Consider the following 18,331-nt stretch of genomic DNA (forward strand, 5'->3'; position numbering starts at 1 on the left):
CGGTATTTGATTTTTCATTCCTGGTGAGCCTTCATGATGGACGGAATGCTCTATACAATTTTCGACCCCTACCCGGTCACTCCTTTTTCTCCGATCATTTCTTATCCGGTTTCCTGAAACTAATCTGCTGAGACCAACTTCACGGTTTGAATTTCATATGGCTTGAACGTCAGCTCAAACTTCCCTTCATGACAAGCTAGTGGCATGATTTCATCCTCCAACAGATTGACTACAGACGTCTGTATACGCGCGTCAGCCCATTGAACCTGAACTGTTTCTCTTCCACCAGATGACTCATAGAAACGAAGTATCGTTCCCGTGCCATCCTCGGAAGCCTTGATTGTATCCAGAATGACATGTTCACTATGGAAATGAACCCATCTGTGCTCTGCCGGCAATGTACCAGAGTGTCGCTCACTCGCAACAACCCGAACCGGGTGGTTCAGTTCCATCGCACGTCGTACCACACCCGCTTTCCGCCAATCTCCCTGATGCGGCAGCAGGGAATACGTGAATTCATGCTCACCCTGGTCAGCATGTTCATCCGGCCATTTAGGAGCACGGAGCAGGGAAAGACGGATCATCTGATCCTTGATGTCATATCCGTATTTACAATCGTTCAGCAGGCTTACACCACTGTTGCCCTCGGAGATATCCGCCCAGCGGTGACCACACACTTCAAACTGGGCTTGCTCCCAGCTGGTGTTGTTATGAGTAGGACGCTCCAGCGCACCAAACGGAATTTCATAGGTTGCTTTCGCTGATACCAAATCAACGGGAAAAGCCACTTCGAGCAGCTTATGGCTCTCCGCCCAGTTCACCTTTGTCTTGAAATCAACACGTCGTTGATGACGATACAGGATAATATCCTGGTGAATCTCCGACTCGTTTAACTTCCAGTGAAACCGAAGGATATCCTGCGTTACTCCACGCTGTACTACTTCTCTGGAGATCAGCTCTGCCACTCCTGCTCGCTGCGATTCAAACCGCGGATCAATATCCCAAGCATCCCAATACGTTGGCCTGTCATGGAAAAACTGTAACTCATTCGCTTTATCGCTCGGTTTCAGCCACTCCCGTTGCATGGTTTTGTCATACCATCTGATGATCTCTCCTACATCGTTAAATTCAAGCGTGTAAAAGTCCGTTTCCCAGACAGAAGGGAAAGATTCATCCTGTTTCAATGCAGGAAGATTGGCATCCGGTGCCTGGCGTAGCCATATCGTGGCATACCCAAAGGCCGGAATGGATGGGACATAGACTGACAAGGTCAGCACGTCTCCATTTGCCTCCAGGTCACTCGGCAGACGATTACCCCGATGGTCAAACGCTGCTAAACCGCTCAGTTTCTCGTCGCCTGTAATCGTAACAACTTCTCCCCGCTCCCAGCCTAGGCTATTAAGTACAACATAGGGCAGACCGTCGAAGCCATCTGTCGCAATTCGGTCCTCAATATTGCTAAGGGCACCATTCATAGCCGATGTCCCCGTAGCGAATACTTTCTTATACTCTTCCATTGATGTTACGTATACTTCGGGAATGGACGTGCCCGGGATAATATCATGGAATTGATTCAGCATGATCAGCTTCCAGCCTTCATCCAGATCACTTTTCGCCTGTGCTGCTTCAACTCCGGCAAACTGCCCCCAGATTTCAGCTTCCCGATACAACACCTCTGCTTTGCGATTGCTCCGTTTGTTGCGTGCATGAGTTGTATAGGTTCCACGATGCAGTTCCAGATATAAGTCGCCATGCCATTTGGGCAGCTTAGGATTGTTGTTCGAAATTTCTTCGAAAAACGCGCCTGCTGTACTGAAATTGTTGATGGGCTGCCCAACCATGAAATGGGATCTCTCTGCGAACGCGACCATTTCGTTCGTTACCCCGCCTCCACCATCGCCATGCCCATATAGCAGCATTTGCTCGGGGTGTACATCCTTCTGCTTGTAGGATTGCCAGTGCTCATCCACATCCTTGGGCCGGGTATGCTCATTCACTCCGTGATTGAGATACGCAAGCACCGAGGTGCCGTCAATACCTACCCAATGGAACAGATCATACGGGAAAACGTTGGTATCATTCCAATTGAGCTTGGTGGTCATAAAATAAGGAATGTCAGCCAGCTTGAGCAGTTGTGGCAGCGAAGCACAGTAGCCAAAAGTGTCAGGAAGCCACTCGATGTTTGAACGCTTGCCGAACTCCTCCTGATAAAAGTTCTGCCCGTACAGGATCTGACGCACAAGCGACTCGCCACTCGGAATATTTAAATCCGGCTCGACCCACATGCCACCAACCAGTTCCCAGCGGCCTTCGGCAATTCGGGTTTTGATTCGTTCGTACAGCTCAGGATAGTGCTCTTTCACGAATGCATACAGCTGTGGTTGACTCTGCGAATACACGAACTCCGGATACTCATCCATCAAAGTACACATCGTGGAGAAGGTGCGGCTGGACTTGCGCACAGTCTCACGCACAGGCCACAGCCAGGCAATATCGATATGGGATTGCCCAACCAAATGCATGAATCCGTCTCGATACTCTTCCGGGTCTTCCTCCTGCACCGACTGTGCGAGCCATTCTTCCCAATGCTGCACCCACGCCGCTTCACTCCAGCGCTCTGGCTCGTTGTACATCTTATCCATCACCTGATGAACATCCCGAATAAGACGGGTGCGCTTTAAGTCTTTCTCCGGCAATGTTCGGAGTGATTCTGAAAGTACCGTAATGCTATACATTAGACTCTGTAAAGGCGAATTAACACGAACCAAAGCGGCTCGGATGCCCTGAATTGGCGGCTGGATGACCGCCTGTCGATTCAAGGGGTCATGTGGTTCCGGTATGGGATCATATAGTTCAATCTCCAGCAATGGCGTAGTTCCCACACGGCTCTTCGGTAACGGTACATACCCATGATTGCGGTCCAGTCCGTGATAAGGCACGCCATTCACCTTCAGCAGCCCTTCACCCCTGGCCTCGAAGATCAATCCGACCACATCTTCCTCCCAATTGGCCGGAATCTCTACGGTTTTGCTCAGAAAATAAGTCGTTCCATGGTTACTATGGAGTGGATTCAAGCTTTGAACAGTCGCATTCTTCTGTTCATACTCATATTCCCCTGGCCGGATATACTTGGCTTTCTGCATCTGCCACTCTGGAAGTTCAATAGTATCCCTCCATTGCTGCTGAGTCAGATCCTGAATGAATCTCTGAATTCGAATCATACCTCCACCCCCACCTTCTGGATGTGTAAACTACAAGCAGTCCAGTCTCTGGAGCTGCTACCAACCATCAGTCTGAATTCACCCGGCTCCACAACAGGCTGAAGACGGGAATCGATCAGCTCTAGATGTTCTTTTTGCACAGGGAACGTCACCGTCTGGGTCTGTCCCGGCTCTAGATGGATTTTACGAAATCCCTTCAGTGAAATTTCGGAACGGGTGACCGAAGCCGATACGTCCGTAATATACAGCTGTACAACCTCATTTCCCGCAACCGCTCCCGTATTTGTGACCTCCACCTGCACCTCTGCTTCATCGTCTGGTCCAATCACTTCGGGTACAACTCTTACATTCTCGTACTTGAATTCTGTATAACTAAGCCCAAAACCGAACGGATATTGTGGTACCAGATCGGTCTCCAAATATCGCTTGCCCCGGGTACGTTTGGCATTGTAGTTGACCGGAAGCTGACCTACATGCTTGGGAATGGAGATGGTAAGACGACCAGATGGATTCACATCACCGAACAGAATATCTGCAATGGCGTTGCCCCCCTCCTGCCCGGGGTACCATGCTTCCACAATGGCATGGGCATGCTCATCAATCCATGGTTCGGCAATGGGCCTTCCGTTAATATATACGACAATAACCGGTTTCCCCAGCTTATGTACTTCTTGCACCAGTTCCAGTTGAACACCCATCAGGTTCAGAGACGATCGGTCTATCCCTTCACCGCATTCCATATCGTTCCATGGATCATCCGTAACAACGGATGCCCCCGTCCGCAGATCAATGGTCCCTTCGCCAAAATCCCGACTACTTGACCCTCCCATCACCATAATGACAGTATCTGCTTCTTCAGCACAGGCGAGCGCTTGCGCAAAGCCCTCTCTGGAATCCCCTTTGATCCGGCAGCCCGGTGCGTACAGCACCTTTCCGGTGTCAGCACCAAGCTTGCGCGTAATCCCATCCAGCACCGTAACGATCTGTCCTCTCGGCTGCGGCGAGGTGTAGTCGCCAAGCTGGTTGTAGACGTGGTTTGCATTCGGTCCAATGACCGCCAGTTTTGTACCTGTTTTACCGAGCGGAAGGGTGTTGTCTTCATTTTTGAGTAAAATGATTCCCTCCTGCGCGACTTTTCTCGCCAGCTGAATATGTTCTTCACATCCGATCACCTGCTCTGCAAAGTCAGGATCAACGAAAGGTTGTTCGAATAAGCCCAGTCTGAACTTCATCTCCAGCACCCGCCTTACCGCCGTATCCAGATCCTTCTCTTCAATCAATCCTTGCGACAGGGCCTGCCCGAGATGCTTGCGGTACATGTACCCGGACATTTCCATGTCCACCCCTGCCTTAAGCGACTGAGCAACGGCCTGCTCCCCGTTCTCCGCGGTGTTGTGTCCATTGACAAGCATCTGAATTGCACCAAAGTCAGTAATGACAAATCCGTCAAAACCCAATTGCACGCGTAGGAGATCATTCAGCAGATATGAACTCGACGTACAAGGCACACCATCAATCTCGTTATACGCTGTCATGACAGAACATGCTCCGGCTTCCACTGCTTTCTTGAACGGCAGCAGATCCACCTCGTGCAGCTCTCGTAGTCCCATATGCACCGGAGCAGCATTGCGCCCACCCTCCGAGCTGCCATAGGCTGCAAAATGTTTGAGTGTCGCCACAATCGTCCGATTAGAATCGAGCCGGTCACCCTGTAAACCTTTTATCGCTTCAACCGCCAATTCACCGATCAGGTATGGATCTTCGGCAAAACATTCCTCCGTCCGTCCCCATCTCGGGTCCCGTACTACATCAAGCACAGGCGAATATGTTGCCGCTCCTCCCTGGCTCCGAGTCTCCACAGCAATCGCTTCACACATCTTGCGGTACAATTCCGTGTTCCAAGCACTTCCTACTGCTAACGGCACCGGGAATACAGTTGCCCCAATGGCCATATGCCCGTGAGAACACTCTTCCCCGAACAAAATGGGAATGCCCAGCCGGGAGTTCTCCATGGCATACCGCTGGATTTCATTGGTGGCAACAGCTCCCTGCCTAGGCGTCAGGCCAGTCTCCAGCGTCACTTCCGTCCAGGGATCAGCACGAAGTGTTCCATATAAAGACCCAATCCCACCATCTGCGATTTCCTTTTTAAACTCATCCGTAACCTGAACCGTACCATCTGCTTCCTTAACATAAGTCTTCCACCCCATCGGCTGGATCAGCTGCCCTATCTTCTCCTCCGTGGTCATCCGCCCGAGCAGATCTTGGGTCCGCTCCTGAACGGAAAGCGATGCATCTTTATAGTCCATATGCATATTCTCCTTATGAGTTCGGCTTAGTCTGGTGCATGGGCTCACATGGCTTTTCGATAGTCGCTAGGCGCAACACCCACCACATTCTTGAACGCCCGATTGAAGGAATTGTAATTCGTATACCCAACTTCCTCACTGATCTCCTGAATGGCCTTATCCGTCTCCAGCATGAGCTGTTTCGCCTTCTCAATACGGTGACTAATCAGAAGATCCACGAACTTCTCACCAATCTCGTCCTTAAATAGCTTACTTAAATATTTCGGATTGATATCAAATAGATCACTTAGATAATTTAGTGACAGCTCGGGGTTGTTGTAGTTCTGTTCAATATACTTGCGAATTTCAAGAATATGAGATCGATGTTTTCTGGAGCAATGAAGCGTCTGCATCTCATCAGCCAGCTCACGGAAACCTTCCCAGCACAGCGCGCGTAAATCATCCAACGTCTCCCAACCTTCCAACCTAGGAAGAAGTGGTGTAAATACAGATGCCCATCGCTCCTGATACTCTCGTGGAAGTTCTGCGAACTCCCGGTTATAGTGCTGGAACAGCAATTGGACCGTATTCATAATCTCCTGGCGGGAGAGCACGGATTCATGGATCTGTTCGAATAAGCGGTCAAAATGCTTCTCCCACACATCTTCCGAGAGTCGCATCGCCTGTACCAGCAAAGAGATCGTCTTCAGGAATTCATACACATCATTCGTTGAGTTCGGTACCTCCCCACATGGAATGATACGATTCATGCCGAGCACAGCCTTGTATTCCAAGGCATGCACCGCCTCCTTCAGCGAAGCTCTCAGACCACGGACATCCACTGCGACTCTTCCAATACCGATGGTTACGGTGAAGTTCAAATACTGCCCAACCCTGTCAAGATAACCGGAGAGCAGTCTCTGCTCGGTCTCCTCACCTTTCTCCATTTCGGGAATCCAGAGTATGGCATACAGACGCTGATCCGATATCCACTCAGCCCACACTTCGGTGCCCTCGTGCCTTGCACTCTCCTGTAGAATGCTGGATAACACGAATTTCAGGAGGGATTGATCCTGATTGTGGTACTCCTCCATGAATCGGGAATACTGATCGATCTCCACCACCATTACAGCCCATCGATCCTCTAACTGCGGGAGCTTGAACCTGCTCATCTCCGCTGTCAGTTCATTGCCGGTAAAGTCCCGCGTACCCTCCAGCAGCTCCTGAAAGAAGTATTTCTTCTGCAAAATCAGGTTCTCTTCATGCTCCTCCTGATATTGCTTGGTTTGATCAATCATTCGCTCCAGCGTAGTCTGGATAAAACGAAACTCGTTATCCTTCGTATAACCCGCCCCTGGCTGTTTCTGCGAAGCCACCGTCTCAATCAACGTGACAATCTGCTGGATGGGCTTGTAATTTCTACGTGTTACATAGATCACCCACACCACACCAATCAGGACAACGGCAACGGCAAAAACAAACCAGATATTATAAAACTTCAGGGCAAATTTGACGATCTTGCCATTGTTCAGCCCCGTCTGTACCTTCCAGCCACTGTAGCTGGATGTAAACTCGGAGAATACTTCACCTGAGTCTGTTTTGGGAGAAACTGCTGTAATTCCACCCTGCATTGCTCCGTCCCACAGATTGCCACCCGAGCGATTGAAGATATTCACGAAGGTGAACTCAGGGTCATACATCTGCATGATGGATTTCTGCAAGGTCGGCAGATCGACGTTAACAACGACAAGGCCCGTGCCGTTTCCGACACCGCGAATGAGTGTAATGACCTGTTTTCCTTCCTCGGTTGGAAATGCCTTAAAGGATCTCGCCCCCACCCACTTTTGCGTTGCCGCAGCACGACTGTCTTTAATAAACGCTGCATCCGGGAATTCCTCAATCGGCACCGCCTTGCCGTTGCTGAATACCGTATCATCGTTGTATCTCACCAGATATATGGAATCAATCAGTGGATACTCTATTTTTAATTCATCAATAACCTGGACTGCTTGAATTCCGGCATACACATCTTTGCTTCCGGTTACCGAATAATAATTTTTCAGGTTGGGATTGGTCAAAATATCACGCAGCACCTTGAAGTCGATGGAACGTAGTGAATTGTCCAAATATTGCGTTACCTGTGACGCCAGAAATTCATTGGCCTTGAGTGCTTCTCTCCGGTTCTGTTCATTGAATACCTGAAAGAAAATGATAAACAGGATTGTGGTCACGATAAAAAAAACAGGCAAATACGATAGCAGCAAACGTCTAAACCAACTGTTGTTCATCTCCGAGGCCCCCCACCACTGTTTATACGTATGAGCATTTTGCATAAGCTGGAATGACAACCGCGCCAATCTGGTCGCTAATTTTCCATAAATATTCAGTAAATTATATCGGATGAAGTGGGGTTGTCAAAAGGAGAAGACCATCCCGATTTCTGTGTTGACATCGGGACAGCCTCATTCAAGAAACCATTAATCTTTATTGATTCTTCTCAATCGCACGCTGGTAAATCTCAAGGTAATTGCTGAGTCCCAGACCATCAAAACCTTTTACGTACGCGTCCCATTCCTTATCGATGCTCTTGCTGCCGATAATGAATTGAGCCATATTGGTCATCACGTAATCCTTAACGGCCGTCGTGAGCTGCGCAGCGGTTTCTGTATCTTCAGGACGGATAAATACGTTCGCAGGATAGACTTCTTTTGGCGCATAAGGTTCATATACATTGGTTGCTTGCGCCAGACGTGTACCGTAACCCTCCGCTTCCAGTGGATTCTGACCTTCTGCAAACAGATTGCGGAACGTATTGGACAAGTCATGTGCTCCGATCTGTGACCAACTCTCGTTGACTACAACATTTGGGTCACGCTCAGGCAGGTTATAGTAGCTGTATTTGGCAGGCTCACCATTGATGTTTTTCTCATCGGCATCCGCCTTCTTCCAGCCCTTTCCTTCTGTCGGACCGTACTCTGCATACAGGGCACCTTCTTCACTGAACATGTAATCTACAATTTTGATCGCTGCGATCTGTTGTGCTTCGGTCGCTTTATTGGTGATGGCGAACTCGAACTCACCTACGCTTTGCGTAGCGCCTGTCGTCTGCACACCATCCGGCCCTTTCAGTGGAGGCACGATGTCCCAGTGCTGGTGGCGGGTGATATCTTTGTCATACGTGTTCACAAGGTAGCTGACCAGCGCTGTCGTTATAGAGCCGACCACCTCATCCCCTTCCTTGTTACCCAACTGCCCGATTGCCTGATCGTTCTGTGTGAAGGAAGCCGGATCAATCAGGCCTTCTGAATACAGCTTATGCATGTATTCCAGCCCTTTTTTCCACTCTTCCTTGTTCGCTGCAAAGTCAACCTTTCCATCATTCACAATCAAATATTTATCGTTGTCATTATAGATAAAGCTGTTCATCAAATAGGCATCGATGTTGCCATTCCATACGTACTTGTTGGGTGCACCGGTGAGTGGAATCTCATCGGCTTTGCCATTGCCATTCGGGTCTTGTTCCTTGAATGCCTTCAGAACCGTGTAAAGTTCATCGGTCGTGGTAGGCATTTTGAGACCCAGATTGTCCAGCCACTCGGTGTTAATCCAGTATTTCTGAGCGTACGTACAGTGGTAACATTCATTGAAAATCGGCAGAGCGTAGATGTTGCCATCCGGCGCAGTTACCGCTTCTTTGAAGTACGGCTTCTCCTCCATCATCTTGGTCAGATTCGGACCGTACTGCTTGATCAGATCCTGCAGCGGGAGGAACACGCCCTGTTTTCCGTACGTTTGAAGGTCTGAGGTCGTGAACTTGCCATGGAGGAACACTTCAGGATAATCGCCACTCGCCAGCAGCAACTGTCTGCGGTCTTGCAGAGCGTCCGTCGGGGCCAGATCCCATTTCAGGGTAACATCGAACTTGTCTTCGATAAATTTGGTGAACTCATTTTCTTCCATGGACGCTTTACCTTGTGGGGCAAAGAAGGTCATCGTTACCGGGCCACCGCTCTCCCCGCTACCGTCGCTCCCTGTACCCGCATCCTCGGATGAACCACATGCGGACAACAAAGCCATCGAAGCAAAGACCAGAAACAACATCGAAATCCAAGATTTTTTCAATCTGACTCCTCCTTTTTGTTGAAAACGGCATAACATTCTGATTACGTACTCGTGTTAAACCTTATCCCGAAAGCCGGAGTGTTCCCCCACCTCCTTTCAAGTGGCGTAACGGAAGCAGATGACAAAGATCATCCTTTGAGCGAGCCAACCATAACCCCTTTAACAAAATGCTTCTGCACAAACGGGTACATGATGAGAATAGGAATGCTGGCAACTACGATCAGTGCGTATTTCAGGACCTGTTCGAACCCCTGATCTCTTAGCTGCTGGCTCGTATTGGCCAACATTGCTGGGTCTGCCGCGTTAAGAATTAGCAGATTGCGCAGCACATATTGGAGCGGGAACAACTTCTCGGAACGAAGATAAATCAGGGCATCAAAGTACGCATTCCAGTGGCCCACCGCATACATCAGGGTCATGACCGCCAGAATCGGTTTTGATAACGGAAGAACTACGCTGATCAAATACCGGATGTCCCGGCATCCGTCCATTTCCGCCGCCTCCCCCAGCTCTTCCGGGATGGAAGACTGGAAGAAGGTTCTCGCTACGATAACCTGGAACACTGCGAGCGCCCCTGGCAGCCACATCGCCCAGCGTGTATCCAGCAGATGAAGGTCTTTCATCAAGAGATACGTTGGAATCAGACCGCCATCAAAGAACATCGTGATCATCATGAAAATAATAATGGCACCTCGTCCGTAAAACGACTTGCGCGATAGCGGATAGGCGAGCATGACCGTTAGCGCCACATTGATAAATGTGCCTACAACGGTATAGATGATCGTGTTGTAGAAACCGAGCATGAGCTGTTGGCTTTTGAAAATAGAGATGTAGGCCTTAATGTTAAAGTCTACCGGGTACAGCCACACCTGACCGGATGTAACGGCACGCGAGGAGCTGAATGAAGAACTGATGATATACAAGAGCGGGTAAAACACCGTTAGAAGTATAGCGAACAGAAAGATATAGTTGAATGTCATGAAGATACGGTCACCGAGCGGGTCCTTGATCCGGTTACGATTCATCAGGTTGAACATGGATGAGCTCCTCCTTTACCACAAGCTGTTCTGGGATACTTTGCGGGAAATGCCGTTGACGATAACCAGCAGGATCAGGTTGATCACGGAGTTGAACAATCCTACCGCCGAGGAGAAGCTGAAGTTGGCCCCAATCAGACCGACCTTGTACACATACGTCGAGATGACTTCTGAAGCGCTCGTGTTAAGCGGATTCTGCATTAGATATATTTTTTCAAAGCCCACGCCCATAATGCTGCCCAAGCTAAGAATCAGCATGATGACGGTGACTGGTACGAGCGTTGGAAGGTCGATATGCCAGATTTTACGAAGCCTTGAAGCGCCGTCCATCTTCGCTGCCTCATAGAGGGATGGATCAACGCCAGCGAGAGCCGCGATATAAATGATCGATGAATAGCCCATGCCCTGCCATACACCCGACCACACATAGATGGATTTGAAGTATTCGGGAATGCCCATAAAGTTGGTCATCGGGAAACCCAGGAAGGTAAATAGCTTGTCTACAACACCCACATGCGGTGACAGCATCAGAATGATAATGGATACCATGACGACTGTGGAGATAAAATGCGGAGCGTACGTGACCATCTGGACGGTCTTTTTAAAGTATCCTGTTCGGATCTCATTCAGCGCAAGCGCCAGCAGGATCGGAATGGGAAATCCGGCGAGTAACGAGTAGAAACTGATCCCAATCGTATTTTTGATCAGCAGCCAGAAGTTCGGGGATTCGAAAAAGGCTTCAAAGTGTTTCAGTCCAACCCAAGGGCTGCCCCAGATTCCTTTAACGACACTGAAGTCTTTGAAGGCAATCTGTACACCAACCATTGGAATGTACTTGAAGATCAACAGATACAATACGGGAGGAAGCACCAGTAGATACAGCTCCCAATGCTTCTTGAGGCTTCTGATAAATGGATGCTGTCGCTTGGGTTCTGCGTAATTTCTTCCTTGCTGGAGCTCCACCGGTGCAGGTATGCTTTCCGTAGCTCGACTCATTCGCGTCACTCCTTCTACACCTTAAGTGTAATAATACATTACATTTACATCCCTTAAACATCCTTTTCTTTGACTCATTTTTCTGTATTAGCGTCATCCGTGTGAGTAATAATGTCAGGTAACGCTTTCTTAAATCGATAGTACCTTGAGCAGTGTTCTTTTATCAATTTGCAATTTTCTCCCACCTCTCCTTATTCCCAAAACCCTTGCTGGACAAGGGGAAATCGTCCTTTAGCACAGGTATATCGCAAAAATCATCAACCCAAAAAATCCCGAAGGACTGTAGAAGCCCCTCGGGATTTGAAATGTAGGTTTATTGGTTTGTGAACAATCTGAACGTCAGCGTGATAGGTGCTACTTCCGTAACTGCCGCTTGTGGCAACTCTACAACAAGTCCATCTTCCGTCCGTTGGAATGACAGCACATCGTCTGTGCCGACGAGTTCAATTCGCTCCACCTTTTCCACATATGGAATGACTACCTGTGATTGTACTGCTTCGTTCTCGTTTCTATACAAACGGAAGGCATACGATACGTTGAGATCTTCCTTACGTGTAAAGGCCCAATCTCCTGTGAAGTATGGTCCGCAAATTCGCGTGCCATAGATGCCCTCACCGTGAGTACCGATCCATTCTCCGAGGGCTTTAATACTTCGTACTGCCCCCTTTGGAAGACGCCCGTCCGGTTGTGGTCCAACATTCAGCGCTAGGTTACCACCCTTGGATACTACCTCAAGCAGTATATGTGCCAGCTGTCTTGCTGACTTGTACTGATCATCATATCCAAACGCAAAGGAATTGCCCACCGTGATACAGCTCTCCCAAGGAATATTCATTGGATGCTCAGGGATGGTCTGTTCCGGAGTTACGATATTCTCATACGGTCCGCCTACTGTGCGATCTGCTGCGAGGAGCCACGGCTGAGTTGTCTGACGTGCCCGCTCCACCACTTCGCCCAATCGGATATCCTGACCGTGACGGCCTTCACGTACCCAGCCTGCATCCAGCCATAGACATTCGATTCGTCCATAGTTGGTCAGCAGCTCCATAATTTGCTCATGCGTGAACTCCACGAATTTCTCCCACAGCCATGGATACGCTTTCGGATCATAGGATGGTCCACGCCACATATGGCTTCCCCGCTCCATGCCAGGTGTCCAGTAATATGGCGTATGCCAGTCCGCTTTGGAGAAGTAAGCCGAGATCCCGAGCCCCTTGGCACGAAAAGCGTCAAAAAGCGCCCGACAAATATCCGCATACTTATGGGTATGAAAAGGAGTATCTTTGCCCGTGATGCGATAATCGGTGGTATGTGTATCCCACATGCAGAAACCATCATGATGTTTGGTGGTGAACAGGAAATATTTGAACCCATTATCAGCGGCCATCTGTGCCCACTCTTCAGGCTGAAAGCGAATCGGATTGAAGGTTTTGTTGAGATCAAAGTATTCTTGCTTGAAATGCTCCATGTCGTCAGTCCAGTCGATATCATCGCGTGACCAATCGCCATCCTCGTCACTTAGCGCCCAGGACTCCACGAGTCCAAGCTGAGAATAGGGCCCCCAATGCATCATCAGCCCCAGCTTCTGATCCTTGAACCACTCCAGGCGTTCATTCAGCAATGGATCTTCAGGCTTCACCCATTCCTCTTCTTTGCTAAAGTTGTGCACCCCGGCTTCGACCACCTGCTCTTCCTGTTCCAGCACCGTATCTTTGGTTTCGCTCATCCCGTTCATCTCCTTTGGATTGGATGTCATACGCTGAATAAATAGCATTACACTGGACCACTGCGCGGTCACAACAATCTTCGGATCGCTGTTATCCCCAGATTTTTTTGATTCCCTTTCCTAAGGGGAAAATCCGGGGATAAAGGCGAGCGCTTCGCTTCTTCAGATTCGTTCTGCCCTCTCCGTTATTGTGTAAATGTTTCGTTCAACTAAGAAAGACATATTTAGCCCAGTCATTTCGATAGCAGTGCATNATTCGTTCTGCCCTCTCCGTTATTGTGTAAATGTTTCGTTCAACTAAGAAAGACATATTTAGCCCAGTCATTTCGATAGCAGTGCATTCTTCAGATTGGTTCTAAGTCCGTTTTGGCGAAATGTTTGGTTCAACAAGTATAGACTTGTTAGACCTCACTACTTCGAGCGGTGTTGCCATTTTCGGATCGAAACAGCATATCTACAGTGAAATCTCGCGTCCTTCTCGTGCGGACTCGTAGATGGCACAGAGGATTTTCATGATTTCAACGCCATCCTCAACGGGGCTTAGCGTCTCTTTGCGCCCTTGGGCACTGTCGATAAAATGATTGACTTCATTACGGAAAGAACCTGCGAAATCAAGGGATTTGAAATCCACCTGTGGCGTCATGTTCAAAATGGTATCGAATTTCTCACCGATCAGTGAAATTTCCGGTTCCAGTTCAGCGCCACCTTTATCGCCATAGAGTCTGACCGAAGTTTCATCCTGCTTCGCGTGCAGTGTGAAGCTTACATCCACCAGCAGGCTTGCCCCGTTCTCGAAACGAATCAGTGCGTTGGCCATATCCTCCACGGTGTTTTTGTTCGCATCATAATCCGCAGCCTGGTAGAACGATAGATTACGGATATTGGCACGGTTACCTAATCGATTGGAGACATTCGCAGACACGGTTTTCACTTTCGGTTTGCCCATCAGATACCAGGAGATATCAATAATATGAACGCCAATATCGATCAACGGACCGCCGCCAGAACGGTCCACATCTGCAAACCATCCGCCCGGATTGCCCAAACGCCGCAGACAGGATGCCTTGGCATAATAGATCTCTCCAAGCTCGCCTTCATCAATGAACTTCTTCAGAATCTGCGCATTGTCGCTATAGCGGCGTACAAAGCCAACCTGAAGCAGCTTTCCACTGCGGTGAACAGCCTTCTCTACCTCTAACGCATCTTCTACCGTCTGACAGAGCGGCTTCTCGCAAAGTACGTTTTTCCCCGCATCCAGAGCTGCAATGCTGATCTCGGCATGTGTATCATTCCAGGTACATATGCTGACCGAATGGATTTCAGGTAGTGCCAGGAGCTCCTTATAATCCGTGAATACATGAGTAGCGTTATATTTTTTCGCCGCTTCCTGGGCACGTGCCTCGTTCAGGTCGCATATGGCGTATATTTCAACTTCAGGATTACTGTCATACGCTTGTAAATGAAAATCGGAAATTGATCCTGCACCGATAACGGCAATTTTAAGTTTGGACATGGATTTTCCCCTCCATAATAAGTTGAATGATGGTCATATCAGTTGATTCAAAACATATGATAATCGGCTTAACGTAACTACGGTGAATGTTTGGACTTTCGGCCGCTGTTGTCTACAAATTTCTTGTATCAACCGCTCTCAGCAGTTGAAATCCGCAGACAAAGGCGGGCGCTACCGCTCCTACAGTTCCAAACTCCCCCCCTGTTACTTCAGCCTTACATATAAAAATTGATTCCACTTATATAGTGGGACAGTAGCAGTTTATGCTTCCTCCCAGAAGCGGCGGACGTTATCCATCGCGATTCGGGATGCTGTTTTGCAATTTTCCATACCTTCAAACTCTACAGAGATATATCCGTCGTAACCGGACTGCTTCAACACACGGAATACTTCCGGCATGTCGATATCCCCATGGCCCACAATCGCTCCGCGCAGGTAATTGCCGTGTGCGGTCTGGAACCAGCCCTCTCCGGGATTGCGATAGGAAGGTCTCCGATAGAAATCTTTGGCGTGCACCATGGATGCATAAGGAATGTTGTTTTTCACAGCGCTAACCGGGTCTTCATCCACACACAGGAAATTGCCGATATCCAACGTTGTCCTGAAGTTTTCACGTGCCGTCTCATGCACCAACCGCCGGACACGCTCACTGGACTGCACATAGTAACCATGATTCTCCACACTTGTGGTAATGCCGTGACTCGCAGCGTAATCAGCAATTCGCTGACAGGCCTTCACCAGAACAGGCAGATCGGCCTCAAACTGGGCGACAGTACCTTCCTGTGCAGGACGAAACGCAACATCATGGCGCATTCTCGTAACGCCAAGTGCGGCAGCGACATCTACATGCTTCATAACAGTAGCAATCTCATTTCCAAGTGCATCCGGGCCTTCTCCTGTAACGAAGTTAGCACCTATTGCGTAATTGGAAATATCAATTCCCACGTCTTGCGCAGCCTCTCGAATCTGGTCAATTAATTCCGGCTGGTCGATCAGGCTGTACCCGATCGGAACAATCTCCACATGTTCTCCGCCCTGCTCGGCGATGTAACGGATGGCGTCGGGTACAGTCAGTTCCTTGGCATCCAGTGCCTGTTGCAGACTGTATGTGCTGAGTCCTACTTTCATATCCTCTCATCCTCTCCTGCTGGTGTGTGGCTCTACCTTACATATACCTTTTTCCATAAGATCATACAATTACCAATAATCGTTTGCTACTCTATTTTCCATGGGATGAATCCAAAATCGGCTTATCTACAAATGTTACGGCTCAATCGCCAGCTTCATGCACCTCTTGTTTGCTCAGATATACACCCAGCCAGGACAACGTTGGATACCATCTGGATTCATGAATGGTCAGACGAATGGTTCTGGCGGTAAAAGGTTCGAAACTACAGATTCGTTTGTGACCAACAATCGTACCGCGATACAGCTCCTGCCAATCACCACTCTCTTCCTTTGCCTCCAGCGTAAAGCGTTCAATTCGCTGACCTAAACGGATATGCTCCATGAGAACGACTCGGTCGAACCGCGTTTCCTCCGGCAGTTCTACCTCCAGCCAAGCCAGTTCAGTTCCTTCAGATGGGCACCAAAAAGTATCCGATTCCTCACGCAATACCTGGGTAGCGGCATGTTCTTGACCCATGGTATCCGATGCGCGAATGCTCGCCCCAACAGCCAAACTTTGCCGATAAGTACTGCGCAAAAAGTCTCCGAGTTGCTGCAGCCGCTCAACATCCTGTTCGTGAATAAGGCCGCTTCGATCTGGTGGAAGGTTTAGTAGAAAATTAGCGTTGCCCCCAACCGCTCCATCATAGATGCTAAGCAGTTCCTCCAGCGATTTGACTTGATCGTCCTCGCTCGCATGATAGAACCAACCCGGACGGATGGATGTGTTCACTTCTGCGGGATACCAGATGAGCTTGCCCTCGTGCTGCCGGATCACTTCCCGACTCCCCAAATCGGCATCCTGTGTATTAATTCTGCTGGCAAACTCACCATCATCCACCCGCTGCGATTGCTCCTGGATCTTCTCATTATCTTGCAAGTAGGCAGGTACGACGCTCCATTCCGAAGTCCGGGTGTGACCTGCCTCATTGCCGCACCAGCGAACATCCGGTCCACATACCGAGATTACAGCCTCTGGCTGCAACTCACGGATCAGTGCATAATAGGAATCCCAATCGTAGATCTGCCTTTTCCCATTTGGCCCCTCTCCGCATGCTCCGTCGAACCATACGCAGAAAAGTTCACCATATTGGGTTAACAGCTCACGCAACTGATTATTGAAAAATTCGTTGTATCGCTCTGAATCTCCGTAGGATGCTTCATGACGGTCCCAAGGAGACAGATAGATACCGAACTTCAACCCGCCTTCACGGCAGGCATCGGCAACCTCTTTCACCAGATCACCCGCACCATCTCGCCAAGGGCTGGCGGCTACCGAATGATTCGTGTACTGGCTTGGCCATAAACAAAACCCGTCATGATGCTTGCATGTGAGGATTAATCCGGTCATACCGGCAGATTTGCACGCCTGAACCCATTGCCGGGCACTCAGATGAGAAGGGTTAAAGATATCGGGATCTTCATTCCCGGTTCCCCACTCCTGATCTGTAAACGTATTCATGGTAAAATGAATAAATGCATAGAACCCCATCTCCTGCCATTTCAGCTGACGTTCTGATGGCACGACCTGTGCTGCTGCCTTCACCCAATCGGTTGTATTTACTGGATTCCTCTCCTCTCATGCTGGTTCTCTGTCCGCTTTCCGTCAAATGCCATAAAGGACCGACAGAGCACAGCATCTCCAGCGGTCCTTAATTATGTTCATCTGTCGTTGAAAGTCAGCTTTCTGATTGCAATTCGATCCCTGTTCCACGAAGACTTCACCAATCTCAGCGGAACGATCCACGAACCCTCCTGCTTTCCCCACATCCTGCTCAACACATCCATTGCCTTTTCATGCTTGCCTACAAACCATGCCGCCATAACCTTCATGAATGGGTCTCCTTTCGGAAAATGATGGGTTAGCCATTGGAGTAATCACATTTGTTATTTTCGTTATCATAAAAATGTTATTGTTTTTATTCATAAACAGTCTAAGACGTTATGAATGAAACGTCAATACACAAAAAAGACACCCCTAAGGGTGCCTCTCTCTTGATCGATATCGAATATTATAAGTTCACTTTCGCTTTGCCTTTGTCATTCGATTAAACATGATCAGTGCAGCAATCAACATGGCAACAATTGCGATATTACTTGCTGCATCATGCGACATGCCGAACAGAACGCCCAGATTCGTAACCAGGCCTCTGACAATCAGCGCAACCGCAATCAGCAGAATGGGGCTCCAAAAATTATACCTTCTCATCCTTCGCAACACTCCTGACCAGATTGTTCAGAAATTCCGGATCTCATAACAC

General features: G+C 48.9%; 12 protein-coding genes. All 12 read right to left on the minus strand.

Going from position 1 to position 18,331, the window contains the following annotated elements; translation table 11 throughout:
• Positions 1-119 precede the first annotated feature (119 nt).
• Positions 120-3,221 (minus strand): alpha-mannosidase, encoded by a 3,102-nt coding sequence (locus CS562_RS29720; RefSeq protein WP_099859154.1) that lies wholly within the window; start codon positions 3,219-3,221, stop codon positions 120-122.
• Entirely contained in the window at positions 3,218-5,530 is a 2,313-nt protein-coding gene (locus CS562_RS29725) for a glycoside hydrolase family 3 N-terminal domain-containing protein (protein ID WP_099859155.1), read from the minus strand. Before CS562_RS29725 ends, CS562_RS29720 begins: the two co-directional genes overlap by 4 nt.
• A gap of 44 nt (positions 5,531-5,574) precedes the next feature.
• Positions 5,575-7,797 carry a helix-turn-helix domain-containing protein gene (locus CS562_RS29730; RefSeq protein ID WP_175380900.1) on the minus strand — a complete coding sequence of 741 codons (2,223 nt, stop codon included), beginning with the start codon at positions 7,795-7,797 and terminating at the stop codon, positions 5,575-5,577.
• Between the two features lie 196 nt (positions 7,798-7,993).
• The gene (locus tag CS562_RS29735; protein ID WP_083679136.1) at positions 7,994-9,631 is read right to left on the minus strand and encodes an ABC transporter substrate-binding protein; all 1,638 of its coding nucleotides are present in this window, start codon (positions 9,629-9,631) and stop codon (positions 7,994-7,996) included.
• 128 nt (positions 9,632-9,759) lie between these two features.
• Positions 9,760-10,668 (minus strand): carbohydrate ABC transporter permease, encoded by a 909-nt coding sequence (locus CS562_RS29740; RefSeq protein ID WP_246317897.1) that lies wholly within the window; start codon positions 10,666-10,668, stop codon positions 9,760-9,762.
• A 15-nt stretch (positions 10,669-10,683) separates the two neighbouring features.
• Positions 10,684-11,664 (minus strand): ABC transporter permease, encoded by a 981-nt coding sequence (locus CS562_RS29745; protein WP_024629462.1) that lies wholly within the window; start codon positions 11,662-11,664, stop codon positions 10,684-10,686.
• A gap of 313 nt (positions 11,665-11,977) precedes the next feature.
• The gene (locus tag CS562_RS29750; RefSeq protein WP_099859157.1) at positions 11,978-13,390 is read right to left on the minus strand and encodes an alpha-L-fucosidase; all 1,413 of its coding nucleotides are present in this window, start codon (positions 13,388-13,390) and stop codon (positions 11,978-11,980) included.
• Positions 13,391-13,844: 454 nt separating this feature from the next.
• Complete coding sequence (locus CS562_RS29755; protein WP_099859158.1) at positions 13,845-14,903, minus strand: Gfo/Idh/MocA family protein; 1,059 nt, start codon at positions 14,901-14,903, stop codon at positions 13,845-13,847.
• Between the two features lie 261 nt (positions 14,904-15,164).
• Entirely contained in the window at positions 15,165-16,031 is an 867-nt protein-coding gene (locus CS562_RS29760) for a sugar phosphate isomerase/epimerase family protein (protein ID WP_099859159.1), read from the minus strand.
• Between the two features lie 142 nt (positions 16,032-16,173).
• The gene (locus tag CS562_RS29765) at positions 16,174-17,562 is read right to left on the minus strand and encodes an alpha-L-fucosidase (protein WP_099859185.1); all 1,389 of its coding nucleotides are present in this window, start codon (positions 17,560-17,562) and stop codon (positions 16,174-16,176) included.
• Positions 17,563-17,732: 170 nt separating this feature from the next.
• A complete protein-coding gene (locus CS562_RS33150) occupies positions 17,733-17,903 on the minus strand; it encodes a hypothetical protein (RefSeq protein ID WP_175380898.1) in 171 nt (56 codons plus the stop codon).
• Positions 17,904-18,090: 187 nt separating this feature from the next.
• Complete coding sequence (locus tag CS562_RS29770; protein WP_024629467.1) at positions 18,091-18,279, minus strand: hypothetical protein; 189 nt, start codon at positions 18,277-18,279, stop codon at positions 18,091-18,093.
• Positions 18,280-18,331 lie beyond the last annotated feature (52 nt).

This window comes from Paenibacillus sp. LK1 (assembly GCF_002750415.1).
Lineage (GTDB): Bacteria > Bacillota > Bacilli > Paenibacillales > Paenibacillaceae > Paenibacillus > Paenibacillus taichungensis.

What these genes read in the sequence shown, in the direction of transcription:
- CS562_RS29760 (WP_099859159.1), bottom strand. Translation starts at nt 16,031, where the DNA reads ATGAAAGTAGGACTCAGCACATACAGTCTGCAACAGGCACTGGATGCC.
- CS562_RS29770 (WP_024629467.1), bottom strand. Translation starts at nt 18,279, where the DNA reads ATGAGAAGGTATAATTTTTGGAGCCCCATTCTGCTGATTGCGGTTGCG.
- CS562_RS29755 (WP_099859158.1), bottom strand. Translation starts at nt 14,903, where the DNA reads ATGTCCAAACTTAAAATTGCCGTTATCGGTGCAGGATCAATTTCCGAT.
- CS562_RS29730 (WP_175380900.1), bottom strand. Translation starts at nt 7,797, where the DNA reads ATGAACAACAGTTGGTTTAGACGTTTGCTGCTATCGTATTTGCCTGTT.
- CS562_RS29740 (WP_246317897.1), bottom strand. Translation starts at nt 10,668, where the DNA reads ATGTTCAACCTGATGAATCGTAACCGGATCAAGGACCCGCTCGGTGAC.
- CS562_RS29750 (WP_099859157.1), bottom strand. Translation starts at nt 13,390, where the DNA reads ATGAGCGAAACCAAAGATACGGTGCTGGAACAGGAAGAGCAGGTGGTC.
- CS562_RS33150 (WP_175380898.1), bottom strand. Translation starts at nt 17,903, where the DNA reads ATGAAGGTTATGGCGGCATGGTTTGTAGGCAAGCATGAAAAGGCAATG.
- CS562_RS29720 (WP_099859154.1), bottom strand. Translation starts at nt 3,221, where the DNA reads ATGATTCGAATTCAGAGATTCATTCAGGATCTGACTCAGCAGCAATGG.
- CS562_RS29725 (WP_099859155.1), bottom strand. Translation starts at nt 5,530, where the DNA reads ATGGACTATAAAGATGCATCGCTTTCCGTTCAGGAGCGGACCCAAGAT.
- CS562_RS29745 (WP_024629462.1), bottom strand. Translation starts at nt 11,664, where the DNA reads ATGAGTCGAGCTACGGAAAGCATACCTGCACCGGTGGAGCTCCAGCAA.
- CS562_RS29765 (WP_099859185.1), bottom strand. Translation starts at nt 17,562, where the DNA reads ATGGGGTTCTATGCATTTATTCATTTTACCATGAATACGTTTACAGAT.